18 protein-coding genes are annotated in these 23895 nt (G+C 61.4%); 2 read left to right on the top strand and 16 right to left on the bottom strand.

Features of this window, described 5'->3' with window-relative positions; translation table 11 throughout:
• Nucleotides 1-54: 54 nt before the first annotated feature.
• From purF to leuC, 14 genes are all read right to left on the bottom strand, one after another.
• Nucleotides 55-1560, bottom strand: coding sequence for an amidophosphoribosyltransferase (gene purF / locus D109_RS0122250; RefSeq protein WP_017478807.1), 1506 nt, complete (start codon nt 1558-1560; stop codon nt 55-57).
• Nucleotides 1561-1601: 41 nt separating this feature from the next.
• Complete coding sequence (locus D109_RS0122245; protein ID WP_003212681.1) at nt 1602-2159, bottom strand: CvpA family protein; 558 nt, start codon at nt 2157-2159, stop codon at nt 1602-1604.
• Nucleotides 2160-2419: 260 nt separating this feature from the next.
• Complete coding sequence (locus tag D109_RS0122240; RefSeq protein WP_026078150.1) at nt 2420-3082, bottom strand: SPOR domain-containing protein; 663 nt, start codon at nt 3080-3082, stop codon at nt 2420-2422.
• Nucleotides 3066-4373 carry a bifunctional tetrahydrofolate synthase/dihydrofolate synthase gene (gene folC, locus D109_RS0122235; RefSeq protein WP_017478804.1) on the bottom strand — a complete coding sequence of 436 codons (1308 nt, stop codon included), beginning with the start codon at nt 4371-4373 and terminating at the stop codon, nt 3066-3068. Before folC ends, D109_RS0122240 begins: the two co-directional genes overlap by 17 nt.
• Nucleotides 4370-5290, bottom strand: coding sequence for an acetyl-CoA carboxylase, carboxyltransferase subunit beta (gene accD / locus D109_RS0122230; RefSeq protein WP_003212675.1), 921 nt, complete (start codon nt 5288-5290; stop codon nt 4370-4372). Before accD ends, folC begins: the two co-directional genes overlap by 4 nt.
• A 243-nt stretch (nt 5291-5533) precedes the next feature.
• Nucleotides 5534-6166, bottom strand: coding sequence for a phosphoribosylanthranilate isomerase (locus tag D109_RS0122225; protein WP_017478803.1), 633 nt, complete (start codon nt 6164-6166; stop codon nt 5534-5536).
• A 63-nt stretch (nt 6167-6229) separates the two neighbouring features.
• Nucleotides 6230-7054 carry a tRNA pseudouridine(38-40) synthase TruA gene (gene truA / locus D109_RS0122220; protein ID WP_017478802.1) on the bottom strand — a complete coding sequence of 275 codons (825 nt, stop codon included), beginning with the start codon at nt 7052-7054 and terminating at the stop codon, nt 6230-6232.
• Nucleotides 7055-7269: 215 nt separating this feature from the next.
• On the bottom strand, nt 7270-9834 hold the full coding sequence (locus tag D109_RS0122215; protein ID WP_017478801.1) for a FimV/HubP family polar landmark protein: 2565 nt from the start codon (nt 9832-9834) through the stop codon (nt 7270-7272).
• 160 nt (nt 9835-9994) lie between these two features.
• Entirely contained in the window at nt 9995-11005 is a 1011-nt protein-coding gene (locus D109_RS0122210; protein WP_017478800.1) for an aspartate-semialdehyde dehydrogenase, read from the bottom strand.
• 248 nt (nt 11006-11253) lie between these two features.
• Nucleotides 11254-12366, bottom strand: a complete 1113-nt coding sequence (gene asd / locus D109_RS0122205) for an aspartate-semialdehyde dehydrogenase (protein WP_010175747.1) — start codon at nt 12364-12366, stop codon at nt 11254-11256.
• A 63-nt stretch (nt 12367-12429) separates the two neighbouring features.
• The gene (gene leuB, locus D109_RS0122200; RefSeq protein WP_017478799.1) at nt 12430-13512 is read right to left on the bottom strand and encodes a 3-isopropylmalate dehydrogenase; all 1083 of its coding nucleotides are present in this window, start codon (nt 13510-13512) and stop codon (nt 12430-12432) included.
• A 53-nt stretch (nt 13513-13565) separates the two neighbouring features.
• Nucleotides 13566-14330: a class I SAM-dependent methyltransferase gene (locus tag D109_RS0122195; protein WP_017478798.1), complete on the bottom strand. Its 765-nt coding sequence runs from the start codon at nt 14328-14330 to the stop codon at nt 13566-13568.
• Nucleotides 14331-14475: 145 nt separating this feature from the next.
• Nucleotides 14476-15120, bottom strand: a complete 645-nt coding sequence (gene leuD, locus D109_RS0122190) for a 3-isopropylmalate dehydratase small subunit (RefSeq protein ID WP_017478797.1) — start codon at nt 15118-15120, stop codon at nt 14476-14478.
• Between the two features lie 10 nt (nt 15121-15130).
• Nucleotides 15131-16549 (bottom strand): 3-isopropylmalate dehydratase large subunit, encoded by a 1419-nt coding sequence (leuC, locus tag D109_RS0122185; RefSeq protein WP_003212658.1) that lies wholly within the window; start codon nt 16547-16549, stop codon nt 15131-15133.
• 145 nt (nt 16550-16694) lie between these two features.
• Between leuC and D109_RS0122180 the strand changes: the two genes are divergently transcribed.
• Both D109_RS0122180 and D109_RS0122175 read left to right on the top strand, forming a co-directional pair.
• Nucleotides 16695-17585, top strand: a complete 891-nt coding sequence (locus tag D109_RS0122180) for a LysR family transcriptional regulator (protein WP_017478796.1) — start codon at nt 16695-16697, stop codon at nt 17583-17585.
• 63 nt (nt 17586-17648) lie between these two features.
• On the top strand, nt 17649-20957 hold the full coding sequence (locus tag D109_RS0122175) for a bifunctional diguanylate cyclase/phosphodiesterase (RefSeq protein WP_017478795.1): 3309 nt from the start codon (nt 17649-17651) through the stop codon (nt 20955-20957).
• Here the strand turns inward: D109_RS0122175 and D109_RS0122170 are convergent.
• Entirely contained in the window at nt 20943-22832 is a 1890-nt protein-coding gene (locus D109_RS0122170) for a hypothetical protein (protein ID WP_026078149.1), read from the bottom strand. The two genes, D109_RS0122175 and D109_RS0122170, sit on opposite strands and share 15 nt — an antisense overlap.
• 58 nt (nt 22833-22890) lie before the next feature.
• Nucleotides 22891-23850, bottom strand: a complete 960-nt coding sequence (locus D109_RS1000000134985; RefSeq protein ID WP_256219559.1) for a hypothetical protein — start codon at nt 23848-23850, stop codon at nt 22891-22893.
• Nucleotides 23851-23895 lie beyond the last annotated feature (45 nt).

Genomic DNA, 23895 nt, shown 5'->3' with positions numbered 1-23895 from the left:
AACTCGAATGCTTTATCAAAGATACAAAACCGGCCCCTCAGGGCCGGTGTCTACTCAGTTGTTGTACAGGTCGATGATCGCGCTGACCGCCTGGGTCTTGATCTTCGAGGAATCGTTACGCGCCTGCTCGATCTTGTTCAGGTAGGCCTCGTCGACATCGCCGGTGACGTACTTGCCGTCGAACACTGCGCAGTCGAACTCATCGATCTTGATCTTGCCACCACCGACGGCTTCGATCAGGTCCGGCAGGTCCTGATAGATCAGCCAGTCGGCGCCGATCAGGTCCGCAACGTCCTGGGTCGAACGGTTGTGGGCGATCAGTTCGTGGGCGCTCGGCATGTCGATGCCGTACACGTTCGGGTAACGCACGGCAGGCGCGGCGGAACAGAAGTAAACGTTCTTCGCCCCGGCTTCGCGGGCCATCTGGATGATCTGCTTGCAGGTTGTGCCGCGCACGATGGAGTCATCCACCAGCATCACGTTCTTGCCACGGAACTCCAGCTCGATCGCGTTGAGCTTCTGACGCACCGACTTCTTGCGTGCGGCCTGGCCGGGCATGATGAAGGTACGGCCGATGTAGCGGTTCTTGACGAAGCCTTCGCGGAATTTCACGCCCAGGTGGTTCGCCAGCTCCAGCGCTGCGGTGCGGCTGGTGTCCGGAATCGGGATAACCACGTCGATGTCGTGGTCAGGACGCTCGCGCAGGATCTTGTCCGCCAGCTTCTCGCCCATGCGCAGACGCGCCTTGTACACCGAAACACCGTCGATGATCGAATCCGGACGCGCCAGGTAGACGTGTTCGAAGATGCACGGGGTGAGTTTCGGGTTCAGTGCACACTGACGGGTATGCAGCTTGCCATCTTCAGTGATGTAGACCGCTTCGCCTGGCGCCAGGTCGCGGATCAGGGTAAAGCCCAGCACGTCCAGGGACACGCTTTCGGAAGCGATCATGTACTCGACGCCTTCGTCGGTGTGACGCTGGCCGAACACGATCGGGCGGATGCCGTGGGGGTCGCGGAAACCGACGATGCCGTAGCCGGTCACCATCGCCACCACGGCATAACCGCCGACGCAACGGTTGTGCACGTCAGTCACGGCAGCGAACACGTCTTCTTCGGTCGGCTGCAGCTTGCCGCGCTGGGCCAGCTCGTGGGCGAACACGTTCAGCAGGACTTCGGAGTCCGAGTTGGTGTTGACGTGGCGCAGGTCAGATTCGTAAATCTCCTTGGCCAGCTGTTCAACGTTGGTCAGGTTGCCGTTGTGCGCCAGGGTGATGCCATACGGCGAGTTGACGTAGAACGGCTGGGCTTCGGCCGAGGTCGAGCTGCCCGCTGTCGGGTAGCGCACGTGGCCAATGCCCATGTGCCCGACCAGGCGCTGCATGTGGCGCTGATGGAACACGTCGCGCACCAGACCATTGTCCTTGCGCAGAAATAACCGGCCGTCGTGGCTGGTCACAATACCGGCAGCATCCTGGCCGCGGTGCTGGAGGACGGTTAGCGCGTCATACAGCGCCTGATTCACGTTCGACTTACCGACGATACCGACGATGCCACACATGCGACGCAACCCCTACTTAATGAATCTTGACTGAACACAACTTACTGAGGCGTTTTGGCCGGCAAGAGGTGTTCCTTGAACGGAAGATCAGCGGGTACGCTGATCCCGCTGGCCAGCCACTGACTGCTCCACCCCAAAATGAGGTTTTTGGACCAATCTGCAACCAATAGAAATTTTGGCACGAGTACAGACTCCTGCCACCACGAATCCTGCTGTACCGGCCCCAGGCTCAACAGCCCGACCGCCACGACCACCAGCAACCCGCCACGCGCGGCGCCGAACGCCATGCCGAGAAATCGATCGGTCCCGGAGAGGCCGGTGACGCGTATCAATTCGCCGATAAGATAATTGACCATTGCCCCCACCAACAACGTGGCGATGAACATGATGGCGCAGCCCGCGATGACGCGAGCCGAAGGTGTTTCGATGTATCCGGCCAGGTAGACGGACAATGAACCGCCGAACATCCAGGCTACAACTCCTGCGATGATCCATGTCAGCAGCGACAATGCTTCTTTAACGAAGCCGCGGCTCAGACTGATCAAAGCGGAGATGGCGACGATTGCAACGATCGCCCAATCAACCCAGGTAAATGGCACAGTTCAGCCTACAGACGGATAAGGCGGCGCATTTTAGCAGAGCGTCGGGCTATCGGTAAGCTGTGATTGGCTGTGCATTTGAATTCAATGAGTTATAGGGGAATGGAAACCGGCCTGTCGCGGCACACCCAAAACACCTGTGGGAGCGGGCCTGCTCGCGAAGGCGGTGGGCCAGCCAATAAATCTGCTGACTGATACACCGCCTTCGCGAGCAAGCCCGCTCCCACATTGACCGCATTCCAGCTTGAATCCTTGCAGCCTTAGCCTTTTTCGGGCTGAAAGCGAACCACAAAACCCTTGAGTTTTTGCTGGCGATCCAGCGAGTCACGCAGGCGATCCGCCTCGGCGCGCTCGATCAGCGGCCCGACAAATACCCGGTTCTTGCCGTCGGCACTGCGGATATAGGCGTTGTAACCCTGGCTGCGCAGGGTTTTCTGCAAGGCTTCGGCGCTTTCGCGATTGGCCAGGCTGGCCAACTGGATCGACCAACTGATCGGCAAGCCATTCGGATCAATGCGGCTTTGACCGACGTCCGGCTTGCCCGGTGCAGCCGGTTGTGGCGCCACAGGTTTTGGTGCTGGCGCCGGGGCCGCAGGCTTGGCCGCGACTGCCGGAGCAGCAGGCGCAGGCTTCACCACCGGTACGCTCGGCTGAATCGGCATCGACGGCGCTTGCTGTGCAGCCACTTCGTCATCGGTCGGCACCGGCTCTTCTTCCGGCAGCGCTTGCGGCTCGGGAACCACCACCGGTTCAACCTGAACCTGAGGCACTGCGGGCGCCTGGGGCGCAGCCGGGGCCTCGACGGTCACCTGGCGTTGCTCGTCCTGACGGGAAAACAGCATCGGCAGAAAAATCACCGCCAACGCCACCAGAACCAGGGCTCCAACCATTCGCTGCTTGTATGCGCTATCCAGTAATGCCATGTGCAGCTTCCTCCGTGGAGCGCCGGGCCAACCACTCGAGTGCCTCGGCAACACAATAAAATGATCCGAACAACAGAATCTCATCCTCAGGCGTCGCAACCGCGCACTGGGCTTCCAGGGCGGCCGTCACGCTTGCATGGGACGTCACCGACGCGCCAAGGTTCTGCAACGCGGCCTGCAACTCGACGGCAGGACGACTGCGGGACGTGTCCAGCGGCGCAACCGCCCAGGCCTGGACGTCGCCCAACAAGGGTGCAACCACACCGTCCAGGTCCTTGTCGGACAGCAACCCGAACACCGAGAGGCGGCGACCGACGGGCGGCGTACGTGACAGGCGCTTGGCCAGGTATTCAGCAGCGTGAGGGTTATGCCCCACATCCAGCAGCAGGTTCAGGCGCTTGCCCTTCCATTCGAAGCTGCGCCGATCAAGGCGCCCCACCACGCGAGTCGCCTGCAACGTAGCGGCAATCTGCTCGGCATGCCAGGGCAGATCCAGCAACAAATAGGCTTGCAGCGCGAGCGCGGCGTTTTCCATCGGCAGGTTCAGCAGCGGCAGGTCGCGCAATTCAACGGTCTGGCCGCGCGCATTCACCCCGCGCCATTGCCAATGCAGGTCGCCAATCTCGAGATTGAAATCACGCCCACGCAGGAAGAATGGGCAATCCAACTCGCGCACCTTGTCCAGCAAGGTATGCGGCGGATCCAGGTCGCCGCACAGTGCAGGCTTGCCCTGGCGGAAAATCCCGGCCTTTTCATAGGCCACGGACTCACGGGTATTACCCAGATAGTCCGCATGGTCGACACCAATGCTGGTGATCAGCGCCAGGTCGGCATCCACCACGTTGACCGTGTCCAGACGCCCGCCCAGGCCGACTTCCAGCACCACCACATCGAGTTGCGCACGCTCGAACAGCCAGAACGCCGCCAGGGTGCCCATCTCGAAATAAGTCAGGGAAATCTCGCCACGCCCGGTATCGAGCGCGGCGAAGGCTTCGCAGAGCTGCTCATCAGTGGCTTCGACGCCATTGAGCTGCACTCGCTCGTTGTAGCGCAGCAGGTGCGGCGAGTTGTAAACGCCGACCTTCAGTCCCTGGGCTTGCAGCAAGGCCGCGACAAAGGCGCAGGTAGACCCCTTGCCGTTGGTACCGGTCACCGTGATTACCCGCGGCGCCGGCCTGCCCAACCCGAGGCGGGCCGCTACCTGTTGCGAGCGCTCCAGGCCCATGTCGATGGCTGACGGATGCAACTGCTCAAGGTAGGCGAGCCATTCGCCCAGGGTACGTTGGGTCATATGTTTGCAGGCACCGGTGGCACGACGATTGGCTCGATTTTAGGCGCGACGTACACAGGCGTCGGCAGGCCCATCATCTGGGCCAGCAGGCTACCCAGGCGCGGGCGCAGTTCGCCACGGGGAATGATCAGGTCGATCGCGCCGTGTTCCAGCAGGAACTCGCTGCGCTGGAAACCTTCCGGCAGTTTTTCGCGAACGGTTTGCTCGATAACACGCGGGCCGGCGAAACCGATCAGGGCCTTAGGCTCGCCGACGATCACATCACCCAGCATCGCCAGGCTGGCGGAAACGCCGCCGTAGACCGGGTCGGTCAGCACGGAGATGAACGGAATACCCTCTTCGCGCAGACGCGCCAGTACCGCAGAGGTCTTGGCCATTTGCATCAGGGAAATCAGCGCTTCCTGCATCCGCGCGCCGCCGGACGCCGCGAAGCAGATCATCGGGCAGCGGTTTTCCAGGGCGTAGTTGGCGGCACGCACAAAACGCTCGCCAACGATGGCGCCCATGGAACCGCCCATGAAGGAGAATTCGAAGGCGGAAACCACTACTGGCATGCCCAGCAGCTTGCCACTGACAGAAATCAGCGCGTCCTTCTCACCGGTCTGCTTTTGGGCCGCGGTCAGGCGGTCCTTGTACTTCTTGCCGTCGCGGAACTTCAGACGGTCAACCGGCTCCAGGTCGGCGCCCAGTTCAGAGCGACCATCGGCGTCGAGGAAGATATCAATGCGGGCGCGGGCGCCGATACGCATGTGGTGGTTGCACTTGGGGCAAACGTCCAGGGTCTTTTCCAGCTCCGGGCGGTACAACACCGCGTCGCAGGATGGGCACTTGTGCCAAAGACCTTCAGGAACCGAGCTTTTCTTCACCTCGGAACGCATGATCGAGGGGATCAGTTTGTCTACTAACCAGTTGCTCATGCTTTCTTTCTCCAGTACCGGTGGCTTGAACACAGCCCCGCGTATGCCCTTGAGCTAAATTCATATGTGGCGATGACACAAACTGGACGGGGTCAGACGTTCGACCTGCCATTTCCTGCCTGTGTCCTCAGCCTTCCAGACAACCTGCCGTGCAGGGTTGCCACTTCATTTCCGGGCCTCCCACAGGCGGCACCGGGCTGTTTTACACAGTGGTAGTTATGGACGGCGGCAGACTGCCAGCCGTCACATCGTGCCACTGCTGTCGCGCACGGCCTGCATGAATGCGCGAATCTTTGCGTGATCCTTGATGCCCCTGGCCTGCTCTACCCCGCCGCTGACGTCCACGGCGTACGGCCGCACCTGCTGGATGGCGCTGGCCACGTTGCCCGGATTCAGGCCGCCCGCCAGGATGATCGGCTTGCTCAGGCCGTCAGGAATCAATGACCAGTCAAACGCTTCGCCGGTACCACCGGGAACGCCTTCGACGTAGGTGTCGAGAAGTACCCCGCGCGCTCCGGCATAAGCCGCGCACGCCGCCGCGATATCGTCGCCAGCCTTGACCCGCAACGCCTTGATATAATGACGCTGGTAGCTTTCGCACTCGTCAGGGCTTTCATCGCCGTGAAACTGCAACATGTCCAGTTGCACGGCATCGAGGGTTTCATTGAGTTCACAACGGCTGGCGTTGACAAACAACCCCACGGTGGTCACGAACGGCGGTAGCGCGGCAATGATCGCCCGCGCCTGTAACACATTCACCGCCCGCGGGCTTTTGGCATAAAACACGAAACCGATGGCATCGGCCCCCGCCTCGACCGCCGCCAACGCGTCTTCTATGCGGGTAATCCCGCAAATCTTGCTGCGAACGGCAGACATGTCGATGAAACCTCAGGGCGTGTCCGAGAAAGTCCCGGATGGTAACAAATGCTTTTGAGGGCGTCAGCCGCCAAGTTCGCTGAAACCTGTGAGGAAGTGTGGCCCGATGAACCGCTGGGGCAATTCGAACTCGTCGCGGTACTCCACATCCACCAGGTACAGGCCGAACGGATGCGCCGTGACGCCGCCGGTGCGACGAATCCGGCTTTCCAGCACTTCCTTGGCCCACTCCACCGGACGCTCGCCGGTACCGATGGTCATCAGCACCCCGGCGATGTTACGCACCATATGGTGCAGGAAGGCGCCGGCGCGAATATCCAGCACGATCATCTTGCCGTGGCGGGTGACCCGCAGGTGATGGACTTCCTTGATCGGCGACTTGGCCTGGCACTGGCCGGCACGAAACGCGCTGAAATCATGGATACCCACCAGATGCTGGGCGGCCTCAGCCATGCGCTCGGCGTCCAGCGGGCGGTGGTTCCAGGTGATTTCTTCGTTGAGATGGGCCGGGCGGATCTGATCGTTGTAGATCACATAGCGATAACGCCGGGCGATGGCCTTGAAGCGTGCGTGAAAGTCCGCCGGCATCACCTTGGCCCAACTGACGCTGACGTCGTGGGGCAAGTTGATATTGGCGCCCATCACCCACGCCTTCATCGAGCGCTCGGCCTGGGTATCGAAGTGCACCACTTGCCCGCAGGCATGCACGCCGGCGTCGGTCCGCCCGGCGCACATCAGCGACACCGGTGAGTCGGCGACTTTCGACAGGGCCTTCTCCAGGGTTTCCTGCACCGTCGGCACGCCGGAGGCCTGGCGCTGCCAGCCGCGATAGCGTGAGCCTTTGTATTCCACGCCCAGGGCGATTCTGAAAAAACCTGCGGCCGCCATTTCGGCGGCCGCGTTATCTATATTTGCCAAGAACTGAGAGCCTGATGAGTTGCGCAAAGGCGGCCATTATAAGGCCGCGCGCCGAGCTTGGGGCTTTTTGTAGGAGCGAGCTTGCTCGCGAAGGTCGTTAACGATAACGCGCCCATCCTGGATGAACGCGGTGCCTGGGAGTTCTTCGCGAGCAAGCTCGCTCCTACAGGTGGGGGGGGAAGGGATCAAGCCAGCCGGCTGAGCATTTCCTTGGCTTCGCCTTTCTGACCGTCGTCGCCTTCCTTGAGCACTTCGCCAAGAATGTCCCGCGCACCGTCGGCATCGCCCATGTCGATGTAGGCCTGAGCCAGGTCGAGCTTGGTCGCCACTTCATCGGTACCGGACAGGAAGTCGAATTCCGGCTCGTCGCCCCCCAATGCCGCGTCTTCTTCGGTGAAGGACGGCTCGATCGGCGGATGCTCCAGGCTTTGCGACAGACGATCCAGCTCGGCGTTGACGTCATCAAGCTTGGAGGCGAATGCATCTGGCTTGGCCGCGGCAGGCGCATCAGGCTCGTCAGCCAGAGACAGGTCGAAATCTTCCGGCAGGTCGAGGTCGTCCAGATCAGCCGGCGTCAGGGTCGGTGGCTCTACCGGTGGCAGGTCCTTCATCTGGTCTTCGAGACCGGAGAGAAAGTCGTCGTCGGACTGGGTCGAGGATGGCGGATCAAGCTGCAGGTCCAGGTCGAAGTCCGAGAGGTCTTCCGCGCTGGCCTTGGCCTCGGTCTGCTGTTGCAGCACCGACTCAAAGCTCAGGTCGTCCGACTGCGGATTGACCACGGCCGGGGAAGCCGCCTCCAGATCGTCCAGGCTCAGGTCGAAGTCGGTGTCAAACGCGTCCGGCTCAGGCGCAGGCTCTGGTGCTGACGGCGCAGGTTCGTCCTTGAGCAGGTCCTTGACGTATTGGGCGTCGAGGGCGGCGGCGGCAACGGCAGCGCTGACGCCGGCCGCTAGCACGGCCATGCCCGGGAAGCGGCTTTTCAGCTGTTCTACCTGGGCATGATTCTCGCCATTGGCGACCAGTTGACGCTCCTGAGTGACAAAACCGTCCTTGTTGCCCTGCAAACCGTGGACTTCCATCAGCTTGAGGCGCAGGTCACTACGGGCAGGCTCTTGCTTGATTGCATCTTCCAGCACTTCAGCGGCCTGGTTCAGGTGACCACGGTCGATGTGCGACTGGGCTTGCGCCAGGGCGTCGGCCGGGCGCTCTGCAGCAACAGGGGCGACGACCGGCGCGATCACCGGAGCAACCATTGCCGCCGGGGCTGGAGCTGGAGCTGGAGCTGGAGCCAGCTTGACGTTCGGCGGCGGTACATCAAGGCCTTCGAAACTGTCGGATGGCAGATCGTGATCAATGTTCGGCGCAAATTCCGGCTCTTCAGCCAGGGCCCGCGCCATACGCAGGTGTTTCTCTTCTTCAAGGCGTGCGTTGCGATGACGTGCCCACAGCAGCAGAAGCAACAGCACCAGCAGGCCCGCCGCGCCGCCGATCACGCCGAGCACGATCGGGTTGGTCAGCAGGTCATTGAATTTGCCTTCGGTGCTGGCCGGTGCCGCATCCGCCTTGACCGGCGTCTCGACCGGCGCAGCCGCTGGGGTTGCTACCGGGGTTGCCGCAGCCGGCGCCGCCGGTTGTGCAGCCACTTCAGCCGGCATCGCGGCCGTGGCAGCAGGCTGCGCCGCAGCACCACCCGGGGTCTGCAACTTGGCCAATTGATTGTTCTTGAGCTCGATCAGCCGCTGCAGCTTGTCCAGCTGACTTTGCAGGTCCGCCATGCGGCTTTTCAGTTCTTCATTCTCGCGACGAGTCGAATCCAGGCTTTCCTGGGTCACCGCCAGCTTGTTGTTCAAGGCCCGGCTGTCGCCCGCCGCGCCCTTCCCGCCCTTCCTGGCCGCTTCGGCCGAGACCAGGCTCAAATTGTCCTTGGTATTGGTCTGCGACGGTGCATTACCCGCCTGGGTACGCTTGGTCGCGTCCAGCTGCGCCTTGCCGGCGGGCTGATTGGCGCCGCGACGCCCCTCGCGCCACGCCGCGTTTTGCGCAGTCACTTCAGCAATCGCCTGCGGTTGCGGCAGGCTGGTGCTCTGCCCCGCATCCGGCAGGCGCAGGACGTGGCCGGTTTTCATGCGGTTGATGTTGCCATCGACAAAGGCATCAGGGTTCAGTGCCTGAATGGCCAGCATGGTTTGCTGCACCGAGGCACCATTGCGGTTCTTCGCGGCGATTTCCCACAAGGTGTCGTGGGACGTTGTGGTGTGCTCCTTGGGCTTGCTGATAGCCGGAGCCGTCGCAGGCGCGCTCAAACGTGGCGCGGGCGCGGGTGCACTGGCAGCCGGGGTCGACTGGTCGAACTTGGCCGGGTCCAGCAATACGCTGTAGTCGCGCATCAGGCGCCCGTTCGGCCATTGCACCTGCAGCAGGAAGCGCACATAGGAATCAGGCAACGGCTGGCTGGAGGTGACACGCACCACACTGCGGCCGTTCGGGTTGACCACCGGGGTAAACGTCAAGTCATTCAGGAAAGCCTGGCGATCAACGCCCGCATCCACAAAGGCTTGGGACGAAGCGAGGCTGGGGGTGATCTCGGAGGCGGTCAGGCCACCGACGTCGAGCAATTCGATCTCCACCGACAGCGGCTGGTTCAGCTTCGACTTGAGGGTCATCTCCCCAAGCTGCAGTGCTTGCGCCATACCGGAGGACAGCGCCGAGGCGGCCGCTATTGCTAACACCAGTTTGCGAACTTGAACCATAGCCTCATCCTTTTTGAACACTCCCCGGCCTGCGAGAAGGGTGGTAACCGCTGCCATAAGGCATGGCGAGCCGATAGGTTACCGACGCGCAATCTTTCCAGCTTGGGGCCAAGCATAGCGCTTGGCTAGAATCAATCTACAAATTGCCGCCAAGTATCTTTTACACAAGGCCTTTTATCAACAACTGCGCCAGCTGTACGGCGTTCAGTGCGGCACCTTTGCGTACGTTATCTGACGTCAGCCACATATTTAGTTCCGCCGGATCATCGACACCCGCACGCACCCGACCAACGTAGACCACATCCTGACCGACCGCATCGCCAACCGCCGTGGGGTAATCGCCCTCTTCTACCCGCTCGACGCCCGGCGCCGAGTCCAGGGCAAGGTTGACGGCGGCAAGATCGACCGCTGCCCCCAATTGCAGTGACACAGTCAGGCTATCGCCAAAAAACACCGGGGCTTGAACGCAGGTTGCGGAAATCTTTAGCAAAGGCATTTCCAGCACGGCACGCAATTCGTGCACCAGGCGCTTTTCCAGGGCGGTGTGGCCCTGGCCGTCAGGCTTGCCGACCTGGGCCAGCAGGTTGAACGCCATCTGCCGATCAAAGAATTTTGGCTCCAACGGGCGCACGTTCAGCAACTCGGCGGTCTGCCGGGCGAGTTCGCTGACCGCTTCACGGCCCTGGGCGGAAACGGCGAGATTGGCCGTGACGCTGACGCGCTGGATATCCAGCAAGCCGCGCAGTGGCGCCAGCACCACGGCCAGGGCGGTGGCCGATGGGCTTGGGCTGCTGACCTGGTACGGCTTTTTCAGGCCATCCAGGATGTGGGCATTGGCTTCCGGCACCACTTGCGGCGCCTGATCGGCCGGCAAGGCGCCAGACAGGTCGATCAGCGTGCAGCCGGCGGCGGTGGCGCGCGGAGCAAAACTCAAGGTGACCGCAGGGCCAGCGGCGAAGAACACCAACTGGACCTTGCTGAAATCAAATTCGTCGACTTCCCGTACCCGCACGTTCTTGCCCCGAAACGGCACCGAATGCCCGGCCGACTCGCTGCTGGCCAGCAGGTGCAGGTTGCCTACCGGGAAGTCCTGCTCTTCGAGGATCTGCACCAGGGTTTCGCCAACGGTGCCGGTGGCGCCGATCACGGCAATATCAAAGGTCTGGGTCATGGGGGCTGCCTCGGGCATTGCGGGGGGAGCGGCACTTTACCGGGTGGCCGGGGGTGAGGCAATGAACCTGGGGCTTGTGGTGTGGCTGATGGCCTCTTCGCGAGCAAGCCCGCTCCCACATTCGACCGAGTTACTTCAGTTGAAATGCGATCAAATGTGGGAGCGGGCTTGCTCGCGAAAGGGCCCGAGAGAGCAATAAAAAACCCGCGCCTGTCACCAGAACGCGGGTTTCTTATTACCTGCAGCGATTACCGCTCGAGCAAAATCCGCAGCATGCGACGCAACGGCTCAGCCGCGCCCCACAGCAGTTGGTCGCCGACGGTGAACGCGCCCAGGTACTGAGTCCCCATGTTCAGCTTGCGCAGACGGCCAACCGGCACATTCAGGGTACCGGTCACCTTGTTCGGGCTCAGTTCCTGGATGCTGATATCGCGGTTGTTCGGCACCAGCTTGACCCAAGGATTGTGCTGGCTGATCAGCCCTTCGATATCGGCAATCGGCACGTCTTTGTTCAGCTTGATGGTCAGCGCCTGGCTGTGGCAACGCATGGCGCCGATGCGCACGCAGATGCCGTCCACCGGGATCGGGCTCTTGAAGCGACCAAGGATCTTGTTGGTCTCGGCCTGGGCCTTCCACTCTTCACGGCTCTGGCCGTTAGGCAGTTCCTTGTCGATCCACGGGATCAGGCTACCGGCCAGTGGCACGCCGAAGTTCTCGGTCGGGTAGGCTTCACTGCGCATGGCTTCGGCCACACGGCGGTCGATGTCGAGGATCGCGCTGGCCGGGTCAGCCAGTTGATCGGCGACTGCCGCGTGGGTCGCGCCCATCTGCTTGATCAGTTCACGCATGTTCTGCGCGCCGGCACCGGAGGCCGCCTGATAGGTCATGGCGCTCATCCACTCCACCAGGCCGGCTTCGAACAAGCCGCCCAGGCCCATCAGCATCAGGCTGACGGTGCAGTTGCCACCGATGTAGTTCTTGGTGCCCGCGTCCAGTTGCTGGTCGATCACCTTGCGGTTGACCGGGTCCAGGACGATGACCGCGTCATCCTGCATGCGCAGGCTGGAAGCGGCGTCGATCCAGTAACCCTGCCAGCCGGCTTCGCGCAGCTTGGGGAAGACTTCGCTGGTGTAGTCGCCGCCCTGGCAGGTCAGGATGACGTCAAGGGTCTTCAGTTCTTCAATGTTGTAGGCGTCCTTGAGCGGAGCAATGTCCTTGCCCACGGACGGCCCTTGACCACCTACATTGGAGGTGGTGAAAAACACCGGCTCAATAAGATCAAAATCCTGCTCTTCCAGCATCCGCTGCATGAGCACGGAACCGACCATACCGCGCCAACCGATCAGACCTACACGTTTCATCGCAACTACACCTTGTTCAAAAGTGGGCCGCTTGCAGCAACATCTGCAAGCGGGCCCGAGAGATTACAGATTCCGCAACGCGGCGACTACTGCGTCGCCCATTTCTTGCGTACCGACCTTGGTGCAACCCTGGGACCAGATGTCGCCGGTGCGCAGGCCTTGGTCCAGCACCAGGCTCACAGCCTTTTCGATGGCAGCCGCCGCGTCGGTCAGGTTGAAGCTGTAACGCAGCATCATCGACACCGACAAAATGGTCGCCAACGGGTTGGCAATGCCCTGCCCGGCGATGTCCGGCGCCGAACCGTGGCACGGCTCGTACATGCCCTTGTTGTTGGCATCCAGGGACGCCGACGGCAGCATGCCGATGGAGCCGGTGAGCATCGAGGCTTGGTCGGACAGGATGTCGCCGAACAGGTTGTCGGTGACGATCACGTCGAACTGCTTCGGTGCACGCACCAGCTGCATGGCGGCATTGTCGACGTACATGTGGCTCAGCTCGACGTCCGGGTAGTCCTTGGCGACTTCCTCGACGATTTCACGCCACAGCTGGCTGGAGGCCAATACGTTGGCCTTGTCCACCGAGCAGACCTTCTTGCCACGCACACGGGCCATGTCGAAACCGACACGGGCGATACGGCGGATTTCACTCTCGCTGTACGGCAGGGTGTCGTAGGCCTGACGCTCACCATTCTCCAACTCCCGCACGCCCCGTGGCGAGCCGAAGTAGATACCGCCGGTCAGCTCGCGGACGATCAGGATGTCCAGGCCCGCGACGATTTCCGGCTTCAGGCTGGAAGCGTCCGCCAGCTGCGGGTAAAGGATCGCCGGGCGCAGGTTGCCGAACAGGCCCAGTTGCGCACGGATTTTCAACAGGCCGCGCTCAGGGCGGATGTCACGTTCGATCTTGTCCCATTTCGGGCCACCCACGGCGCCTAGCAGCACGGCGTCGGCTGCGCGGGCACAGTCCAGGGTCTCGTCGGCCAGGGGCACGCCGTGCTTGTCGATGGCCGCGCCGCCGATCACGTCGTGGCTCAGTTCGAAGCCCAGGCTGTACTTGGCGTTGGCCACTTCCAGGACCTTGACCGCTTCGGCCATGATTTCCGGACCAATGCCGTCGCCAGGGAGAATCAAAATCTGCTTGCTCATGAGTTCCTCATTTCATCAAGCGACCTGCCCATGGGCAGGTCGGGAAAAATTAATCAGCGTTCGGCCCACACCACCAGCACGTCGGTGCTGAAGGTGCCGTCGGCTTGAATCTCGAAATAATCGCGCACTTCCTGGCCCATCGCCTTTTGCAACTCCAGGATCGCGGCGCGCAATACCTCCGGGGTGCGCATGCGCTCCACCCACGAGGTGTATTCCAGGCACAGGCGCTGGCGGCGGCTGTTGCGTACATGCAAACCGGCTTCGCTGAGGTGGCGCATCCACTCGCCGGCGGAATAGTCGCGCACGTGGCTGGTGTCGCGCAGCACTTCGACGGTTTGCAGGTAAGTGTCCAACAGCGGGCTGCCCGGTGACAAGACGTCCACAAACGCGGCCACGCCGCCCGGCTTGAGCACCCGGCGCACTTCACGCAGGGCCAGGCCGAGGTCGCTCCAGTGGTGGGCCGAATAGCGGCTGAACACGAAGTCGAACTCGCCATCGGCAAACGGCAGGCGCTCGGCGGCGCCATGCACGGTGCGGATGTTGCCCAGGCCACGGTCCACGGCAGCGGCGGCGACTACGTCGAGCATTTGCTGGGACAGGTCGTAGGCCACCACTTCTTTAACCAACGGCGCAACGTTGAAACTCACATGACCGGCGCCACAACCCAGGTCCAGCAGTCGTGCAGCGCCCTGCCCGGCCAGTTCGGCCTGGAGCAGCGCGAATTCGGTGCCTTGAGCGTGAACTGCGCTGCTCAGGTAGGCCGAGGCCTGCTCGCCGAATTGTTTTTGCACGACTTGGGTGTGGGCGGTGCTGGTCATGATGATGTCCTGGTTTTTGTGTTGCTGCTGCTGGCCCTTTCGCGAGCAAGCCCGCTCTCACATTCGACCGAGTTTCTTCAGTTGAAATGCAATCAAATGTGGGAGCGGGCTTGCTCGCGAAGGGGCCAGCCCGGTCTACATAGAATCAAGCGTCGCGAAACAACCAAGGCTGGCTCGCCCGGTGCTTGGCCTCAAACGCTGCAATCGCATCGCCGTCCTGCAAGGTCAGGCCGATGTCGTCCAGGCCATTGATCAGGCAGTGTTTGCGGAAGGCGTCCACTTCAAAGTGATACACCTTGCCGTCCGGACGGGTCACGGTCTGCGCCGCCAGGTCGATGGTCAGCTGGTAGCCCACATCGGCTTCCACTTGCTGGAACAACTCGTCCACTTCGGCATCGCTCAAGATGATCGGCAGCAAGCCGTTCTTGAAGCTGTTGTTGAAGAAGATGTCGGCGTAGCTCGGCGCGATGATGCTGCGAAAGCCATATTCTTCCAGGGCCCACGGCGCGTGCTCACGGCTGGAGCCGCAACCGAAGTTTTCCCGGGCCAGCAACACGCTGGCGCCTTGGTAACGTTCGGCGTTGAGCACGAACTCCTTGTTCAACGGGCGCTTGGAGTTGTCCTGATAGGCGTAGCCCACGTCCAGGTAGCGCCACTCGTCGAACAGGTTCGGGCCGAAGCCGGTGCGCTTGATCGACTTCAAGAACTGCTTGGGAATGATCTGGTCGGTGTCCACGTTGGCACGGTCCAACGGCGCGACTAAACCGGTGTGTTGGGTAAAAGCTTTCATCGGGTATTCCTCAGATCAATTCGCGAACGTCGATGAAACGACCGTTGACGGCAGCCGCAGCGGCCATGGCCGGGCTCACCAGGTGGGTACGGCCACCGGCGCCCTGACGCCCTTCGAAGTTACGGTTGGAGGTGGACGCGCAATGCTCGCCCGACTCCAAGCGGTCCGGGTTCATTGCCAGGCACATCGAGCAGCCCGGCTCGCGCCATTCAAAACCGGCTTCGAGGAAGATCTTGTCGAGGCCTTCGGCTTCAGCCTGGGCTTTAACCAGACCCGAACCTGGCACCACGATCGCCTGCTTGATGGTCGAGGCGACTTTGCGGCCCTTGGCGATGACGGCCGCAGCGCGCAAGTCTTCGATCCGCGAGTTGGTGCAGGAGCCGATGAATACGCGATCCAGCTGGATGTCGGTGATCGCCTGGTTGGCTTTCAAGCCCATGTACTTCAAGGCGCGTTCGATGGAACCGCGCTTGACCAGGTCGGTTTCCTTGGCCGGGTCCGGCACGTTTTGATCAACGGCCAACACCATTTCCGGCGAGGTGCCCCAGCTGACTTGCGGCTTGATCTGGGCAGCGTCGAGGGTGACCACGGTGTCGAATACGGCATCGGCGTCGGACACCAGGTCTTTCCAGGCTTCGACAGCCGCGTCCCAATCGGCGCCGCTTGGTGCGAATGGACGACCCTTGACGTAGGCAATGGTCTTTTCATCCGCCGCCACCATGCCCACACGGGCACCGGCTTCGATGGACATGTTGCAGATGGTCATGCGGCCTTCGATGGACAGGTCGCGAATCGCGCTGCCGGCGAATTCGATGGCATGGCCGTTACCGCCGGCGGTGCCGATCTTGCCGATCACCGCGAGGACGATGTCCTTGGCAGTGACGCCGAAAGGCAATTCACCTTCCACCGACACCAGCATGTTCTTCATTTTCTTGGCAACGAGGCACTGGGTGGCGAAAACGTGCTCCACCTCGGACGTGCCGATGCCGTGCGCCAAGGCGCCAAACGCACCGTGGGTGGAGGTGTGGGAGTCACCGCAGACCACGGTCATGCCGGGCAACGTGGCGCCCTGCTCCGGGCCGATTACGTGAACGATGCCTTGACGCACGTCATTCATCTTGAATTCGGTGATGCCATATTCGTCGCAGTAATCATCGAGGGTCTGCACCTGGAGGCGCGACACGGTGTCGACGATGGCGTCGATCCCGCCTTTACGCTCCGGGGTAGTCGGCACGTTGTGGTCCGGGGTGGCGATGATCGAGTCGACGCGCCAAGGCTTGCGCCCGGCCAGTCGCAGGCCTTCGAACGCTTGAGGCGAGGTCACTTCATGGATGATGTGACGGTCGATGTAGATCAGCGACGACCCATCATCGCGCCGTTTCACTTCATGGGAATCCCAAAGCTTGTCGTAAAGCGTTTTGCCGGCCATCACGCGGTCCTCATCAGGTGTTTCTATGCCCCGGGCCTTGAACGATTCAATAACCCTTTGGCTTGTGAGGCTGATGGTATGGCGCTACATTAAATAACTCAAATTCATATTTTTTATGCTTTGGATTACCAACTGGAATAGCACAATGGACCTGGCCAACCTCAATGCCTTTATCGCCATCGCCGAGACCGGCAGCTTCTCCGGTGCAGGCGAACGACTGCACCTCACCCAACCCGCCATCAGCAAGCGCATCGCCGGCCTGGAGCAGCAATTAAAGGTGCGCCTGTTCGACCGGCTGGGGCGTGAAGTCGGCCTCACCGAAGCCGGGCGCGCATTACTACCGCGGGCTTATCAGATTCTCAACGTGCTGGACGACACCCGCCGCGCCCTGACCAACCTCACCGGCGAGGTCAGCGGGCGCCTCACTCTGGCCACCAGCCACCATATCGGCCTGCATCGCCTGCCGCCGGTACTGCGTACGTTTACCCGGGAGTACCCGAACGTCGCCCTGGATATTCAGTTTCTCGATTCGGAAGTGGCCTACGAAGAAATCCTCCACGGCCGCGCCGAGGTGGCCGTGATCACCCTCGCCCCGGAGCCCCACACGCTGGTGCGGGCCACCCCGGTGTGGGACGACCCGCTGGATTTCGTGGTGGCGCCGGAACACAGCCTGATCAGCAACGGCAGCGTCAACCTGGCGGACATCGCCCGGCACCCGGCGGTGTTTCCCGGGGGCAACACCTTTACCCACCACATCGTGCAGCGGCTGTTCGAGGCCCAGGGCCTGACGCCGAACATCGCCATGAGCACCAACTACCTGGAAACCATCAAGATGATGGTCTCCATCGGCCTGGCCTGGAGCGTGCTGCCCCGCACCATGCTCGATGATCAGGTGGCACGCATCGCTTTGCCGGGCATACAGCTCAGTCGCCAGCTAGGCTATATCGTGCACACCGAAAGGACGCTGTCGAACGCTGCGCGGGCTTTCATGAGCCTATTGGATGCACAGGTCGATCTGCCAGGGAATCAGGCTTGAATCGCCGTGGCCCCTAGACCGTGAACCCGCGCCGAACGCCCATTGAGCCAAGGCCCTTTGATAATGCGCAACCCCGTGGATACCGTGCCACCCCTGCCCCGCATCTACGCCCTGGACCCACAGGAGGCGGAACAGAGCTGGGACAGCGCGCCGCAACTGCTGGCGGCCCTCAATGCTGCCCGGCTGGGCGCCTGGAGCTGGGAAATCGATACCGGCCGGATCAGCTGGTCCCGAGGCACCCAGGCCCTGTTCGGCTTCGACCCGCGCCAGCCGCTGCCTGAAGACCTGGAGTACCTGGACCTGCTGGCACCCGAGGACCGCGCTAAGGTAGTCCGGGCCTTTCATGCGGTGCTGGCCGGCGAGCCCGCTGTCCAAGCCATGCACCACCGTATCCAATGGCCCGATGGCAGCCTGCACTGGCTGGAAATCAATGGCAGCCTGCTACCGGACAAGGCCGGGCGCCGGCGAATGATCGGGGTAATCCGCGAGATCACCCACCAGCGCGAACGCGAACACGCCCTCAGCCACTCGGAAAAACGCTTCGCCACGCTGTTTCACCTGTGCCCGCTGATGGTTCTGCTGACCCGCCAGACGGACGGCCTGATCAGCGAAGCCAACCAGTACTTCGAGAGCCTGTTCGGCTGGCCGCTGGCCGATGCCATTGGCCGCAGCACATTGGAGCTGGGCCTCTGGGTACACCCCGAACAACGCGCGCATCTGGTCAAGGCCACCCAGCGCAAAGGCGCCCCCATCACCATGGAAGTGCAGTTTCGCGCCAGCAACGGGCAGATCCACGATGGCACCCTCAGCGCCCAGAAAGTCGAGCTGGACGGCGAGGACTACCTGATCAGCACCTTCCTCGACACCACTGAACGCAAAAATGCCGAACAAGCCCTCAAGGACAGCCAGGAACGCCTGGACCTGGCCCTCGACTCGGCACAACTGGGCACCTGGGACTGGCACATCCCCAGCGGCATGCTCTACGGCTCGGCCCGCGCCGCCCAGTTGCACGGGCTGGAACCCCAACCGTTTCACGAATCCTTCGACGCTTTTTTTGAAGGCATGCCTCAGGAAGAGCGTGAGAGCATGCGCAACGCCTACCGCACCCTGCGCGAAGGCCCGGCGGGCAACTACCAACTGACCTATCGCGTGCAACTGGAAGACGGCAGTTCCCGCTACCTCGAAAGCCGCGCCCGCCTGTATCGTGATGACCTGGGCGTGCCCCTGCGCATGGCCGGCACGCTGCTCGACATCACCGACCAGGTCGAGCGCGAACTACGCCTGACTGCGTCGGAAGAAAAGTTCGCCAGCCTGTTTCTCGCCAGCCCCGACCCGATTTGCGTGACACGCCTGGAAACCGGCCAGTTTATCGAGATCAACCCGGCCTTCACCCAGACCTTCGGCTGGACCGCCGCCGAAGTGCTCAACAACAACGCCGAACAGATCGGCTTGTGGGATGAGCCCAGCAAGCGCCTGCAACGCATCGAGCAGGTGATTCGCGAACAGTCCCTGAGCAACGTGGCCATCACCGTTCATCACAAGAACGGCCAAACCCTTAACTGCGTGATCTCCAGCCGCCTGATCCAGGTCAGCGACCAACCCTGCATCGTCACCACCTTGCGGGACATCACCCAGCAGCAACGCTCGGAAGCGGCGCTCAAGGCCAGTGAAGAGAAGTTCGCCAAGGCCTTTCACTCCAGCCCCGACGCGGTGTCGATCACCGAGCGCGATACCGGGCGCTATGTTGAGGTCAACGACGGCTTCTGCCGCTTGACCGGCTACCGCGCCGAAGAGGCGATCGGCCTGACGCTGTATCAGATCGGCATCTGGGCCGATGAAAACCAGCGCGCAGCTTTATTGGCCGAGCTGCAGATCAAGGGCCGCATTCATCACCTGGAAATGCTCTGGCACAACAAGCGCGGTGAAGTGCTGGCGGTTGAAGTGTCGGTGGAACCCATCACCCTCAATGAAACCCCGTGCCTGCTGCTGACCGCCCGGGACGTGAGCCTGCTGAAAAACGCCCAGGCGCAGATTCGCCACCTGGCCTATCACGACCCGCTGACCAACCTGCCCAACCGCGCCCTGCTGATGGACCGCCTGAGCCAGCAGATCGCCCTGCTCAAGCGCCACAACCTGCGGGGCGCCCTGCTGTTCCTCGACCTGGACCACTTCAAGCACATCAACGATTCCCTCGGCCACCCGGTGGGCGACACCGTGCTGAAAATCGTCACCGCACGCCTCGAAGCCAGCGTGCGCATGGAAGACACCGTGGCGCGCCTGGGGGGTGATGAGTTTGTGGTGCTGCTCAGCGGGCTGGAGGGTTCGCGTCAGCAGGTCAGCGCCCAGGTCTCGGAGTTGGCCGATACCCTGCGCGAACTGTTATCCGAACCGATGTTCCTGGATGGCCAGCGCCTGCAAGTCACGCCGAGCATTGGCGTGGCCCTGATCCCCGATCACGGCTCAACCCCGGCGGATTTGCTCAAGCGTGCCGATATTGCGCTGTACCGGGCCAAGGACTCGGGGCGCAACACGATCCAGATGTTCCACAACAGCATGCAGAAAACCGCCAGTGAGCGACTGCGCATGGAAACCGACCTGCGCCTGGCCCTGTCCCGCGGTGAATTCAGCGTGCATTACCAACCGCAAGTGGATGCCCGGGGCAACCGGATCGTCGGCGCTGAAGCCCTGGTGCGCTGGCAGCACCCGCAACTGGGCGCGCAATCGCCGACTGAATTCATCAAGGTGCTGGAAGACAGCGGGTTGATCCTGGAAGTGGGTACCTGGATCCTCGACGAAGCCTGCGGGACCTTCGCGCAATTGATCAGCGAGGGCCTGGTGGACCCGCTGAATTTCAGCCTGTGCGTGAACATCAGCCCCCGGCAGTTCCGCCAGAACGACTTTGTCGAGCGGGTGGAACGCAGCCTGCGTGAGCACCATCTGCCTTATACATTGCTGAAACTGGAAATCACCGAAGGCATCGTGATCCAGAATCTGGACGACACCATCAGCAAAATGCGCCGCCTGAAAAAGCTCGGCGTGAGTTTTGCGATGGATGATTTCGGCACCGGCTATTCATCCTTGACCTACCTCAAGCGCCTGCCGGTGGATGCGCTGAAGATCGACCAGTCGTTCGTGCGCGACGCCACCCATGACCCCAACGATGCGGAAATCATCCGCGCCATTGTGGCCATGGCCCGCAGCTTGAATCTGGCGGTGATCGCCGAGGGCGTGGAGACCCCGGAGCAACTGGCGTTCCTGCAGGGGCTGGGGTGTCATTTGTACCAGGGGTATTTGCATAGCCGACCGTTGCCGGTGGAGGGGTTCCGGCAGTTGCTGGTCCAGGCCGGGCCGCGGTCTCTAAACCAACTTTAGCGCGGTGCCATCTTCACGCATCCAGCCCGATGTCCGCAGTCGGGTTGGGGACCCGTAATCATCTAACGCGCCATCAACCACGACCACGGAGTGCCGAAAGTTCGCCAGCGTCCCAATCACACCACCGGCCAACTCCTGCACGCTGCTCTGCCGTGTAAAGGCGTACAACCCCAAACGGCGCAGTGCATCACCCGGGCTCTCGCCATCATTGAGCGTGCCCATGGCCGCCTCAAAACTCGCGGCGGCGCGAAACTCGTGATTCTCCATTTGCGCCCGCTTGGCACTGACGGCGTACAGGAAATTCGCGTCCTTGAGCAACCCGGTGTCAGCGCCCTTGAAATGTGAGCCTTCCCGGGCCTTTTTCAGCTCGTCATGGGTCAGGTTCAGCGTACAGCCGTCGCGCAGGGTCACGGTAAAACCGTCCCGTGTCGGGGTGATGCTTTTATAGATGCCTCGGGGGTTTTGACCGTACTTCATCATCGCCGCCTTGATCGCGGACACCGTGACGCAATTCCCCTCGACCCCTTGATAAAATCCGCCCCAGATATCGGCAGGCTTGATGCCCACCGGCACATCGGAGGTTGGCGAAACGACGGCGCTTGAATCAATCGGTAATCCGGCAGGCATCTCCCCGGCGAGCATGTAGCCATACAACCTGGTGACAGGCGCTTTATTTCCAGCGCCGTGCTGTACGCCCTCCAGGACAAAGGCGCTCGAATAGCCAAAGGTATTGATCACCCCGGCAGCACCCCGCGCCTGCATCTTGTCGGCGGGAACCAAGCGCAAAAAGCCGATCATCCCAAGATCCTTCAAGACCCTATAGGGCGTATCGCCTTTTAGCGCGCTGGATAAAGACCTTTCAAACGAGTTGTCCGGGGCAGGATCAAAGCGCGTCAGTTGCCTGCGTTTTACATAGGCCGCCCACATGAAGTTGGCCTGGCTCACGGCCTCCCGGTCAGGCCCGGCGAACCGCGACGCTTGGCTCGCCTGCGCCAATTCCTGCTGGGAAAGGTGAATCGCAAAACCATCCTTCATCGTGATGTCATAGCCACCGCGTGCCGGGGTGACGCTCTCAAGCATGTCCGTGAGGCTTTGGCCAAACCTCAGCATGATCATCTTGATCACGGCGGCATGGCTGCTGACGTCAAACGACTCGGCAAACACCGCATTAAAGCCATTCAGGATGCCCACGGGTTTCTCGGCGTTGCGTCTCGCCTGCCCTCCGTTGTCCAGCACATAGACATAAGGGCGGTCGGGGCGGTATTGACGGTCAAACCGATGCGCGACCCCATTACGGATCAACGAGGCGCCAAAGTCATGAGCCTCCATAACGCCAACGGCATCCTTGCCGATCAGCTGGTGGGAAGGGAGCCGCCGCATAAACCGCTTCACCCCCATGCCTTTGAGCAGATTAAAGGCAGTCTCGCCCTGTAGAGACGCCGACAAAGCCGCATCAAAGTGGCTGTTGATAGTGCTGTCAGCGCTGCACAATTGTTTGCGTTTGACGAAGACCGCCAACGCAAAATTCGCATTCTCCCTCGTGCCTGAATCACTGCCGACAAATCTCGACGCCGCTGTTGTAAGGCGTAACTCATGCCCGGAAAGGTGCAACGTGTAGCCGTCTTTCAGAGTGACATCGTAACCGTCGCCGACGCGCCTGACCTCGCTGAACATATCCACGGGACGTGGGCCGAACGTGACCATCATCATCTTGATGACCGCCGAATGGCTGCTGGTATCAAAGTGTTCAGCAAATCTTCGCTCGGTAGAACTGAAGGCACTGACACTATCGGCCGGCCTTTCTTCAGCTTCCTGCTCACCAGGGAAAACGTTGAGGCCGATCTTCATCGCAAAACCAGCGTTCAAGCCATTCATGGTCATAACCCTCTAAAAACCACCACACGCCGCACCTGCTGTTAATCCTGGGAGAACGTCAGACCAGTGCGATGGCATCCCCGGAACGCGGCGGTCCTCCTTTTCTGCCGTATAACTCCTCACATCCATCAACCACGGCCACCGAGTGAGCATCCCTGTTGACCATCCCGATCATCGACTTATCTCGGAAGGCGCTGACCGATACTCTCTTCATATGGTTGCGCAAGCCCAGTCGCAGGAAGCCTTCCCCCGCCCCGCGCTCATCTTCACCATCGTTGAGGCTGCGTACGGCGGCATCAAAGCTCCTCGCTGCACGCCCATCGTTGTTTTCCATTTGTGCCCGCTTGGCACTGACAGCAAACAGAAAGTGCGCGTCCTTGAGCATGCCGGGATCACGCATCGGGACAAACTTTGAGTCCCTTATCGCTGTGGCCAGTTCATGCTTTTTCAAGTCCAGTTTGAATCCATCCCGCATCACTACGTGATAACCGTCACCTGTGGCTTGAACAGACTTGAAAATATCAGTCGGGCTCTGCCCGAACTTCATCATTGCAGCCTTGATCGCCGAAATGGTCACGCAATTGCCGTCGGGGCCTTGGCGAAAGCCATTCCAAATATTGTCGGGCTTGGCGCCATTGCGCTTATCCGAAAGATCAGGAAGGCGCTGTGGCGTTGGATCCGGTAGTGGTACGTGCGGCTTGGGCACCACTGCGGGCCGGGGCGCAGGCGTTACCTGAGTCGGCACGATGTTCGTCTGCTCCCTGCCTGTGAGCAGACTTTGCAACTGCGTAAAAAACTGGGTGAACAGTTCAAGGAGCTTCGCTAATACCGGGGAGTCGGTGGTTGTATTACCAACGCCACCTTGACCTTTTTGACTGAGTGATGAGGGGGGCTGCCTATCAAAGCTTACTTGCCCAACCGGAACCGATCGCCGTGGTGTGCCGGTTTCAACGTGTTGATAATAGTTGCCGAGCTTTCCCGCATTATTAATTTCTGAACACGACATATAACCATCCATCTCCAAGGGCTCCCCGGCGTTTATTGACCGGGAAGCGCTTTATTG

The organism is Pseudomonas sp. PAMC 26793 (assembly GCF_000313235.1).
Lineage (GTDB): Bacteria > Pseudomonadota > Gammaproteobacteria > Pseudomonadales > Pseudomonadaceae > Aquipseudomonas > Aquipseudomonas yamanorum.
The sequence above is the reverse complement of the archived record's forward strand: the minus strand, read 5'-3'. Positions and strand labels throughout refer to the sequence as shown.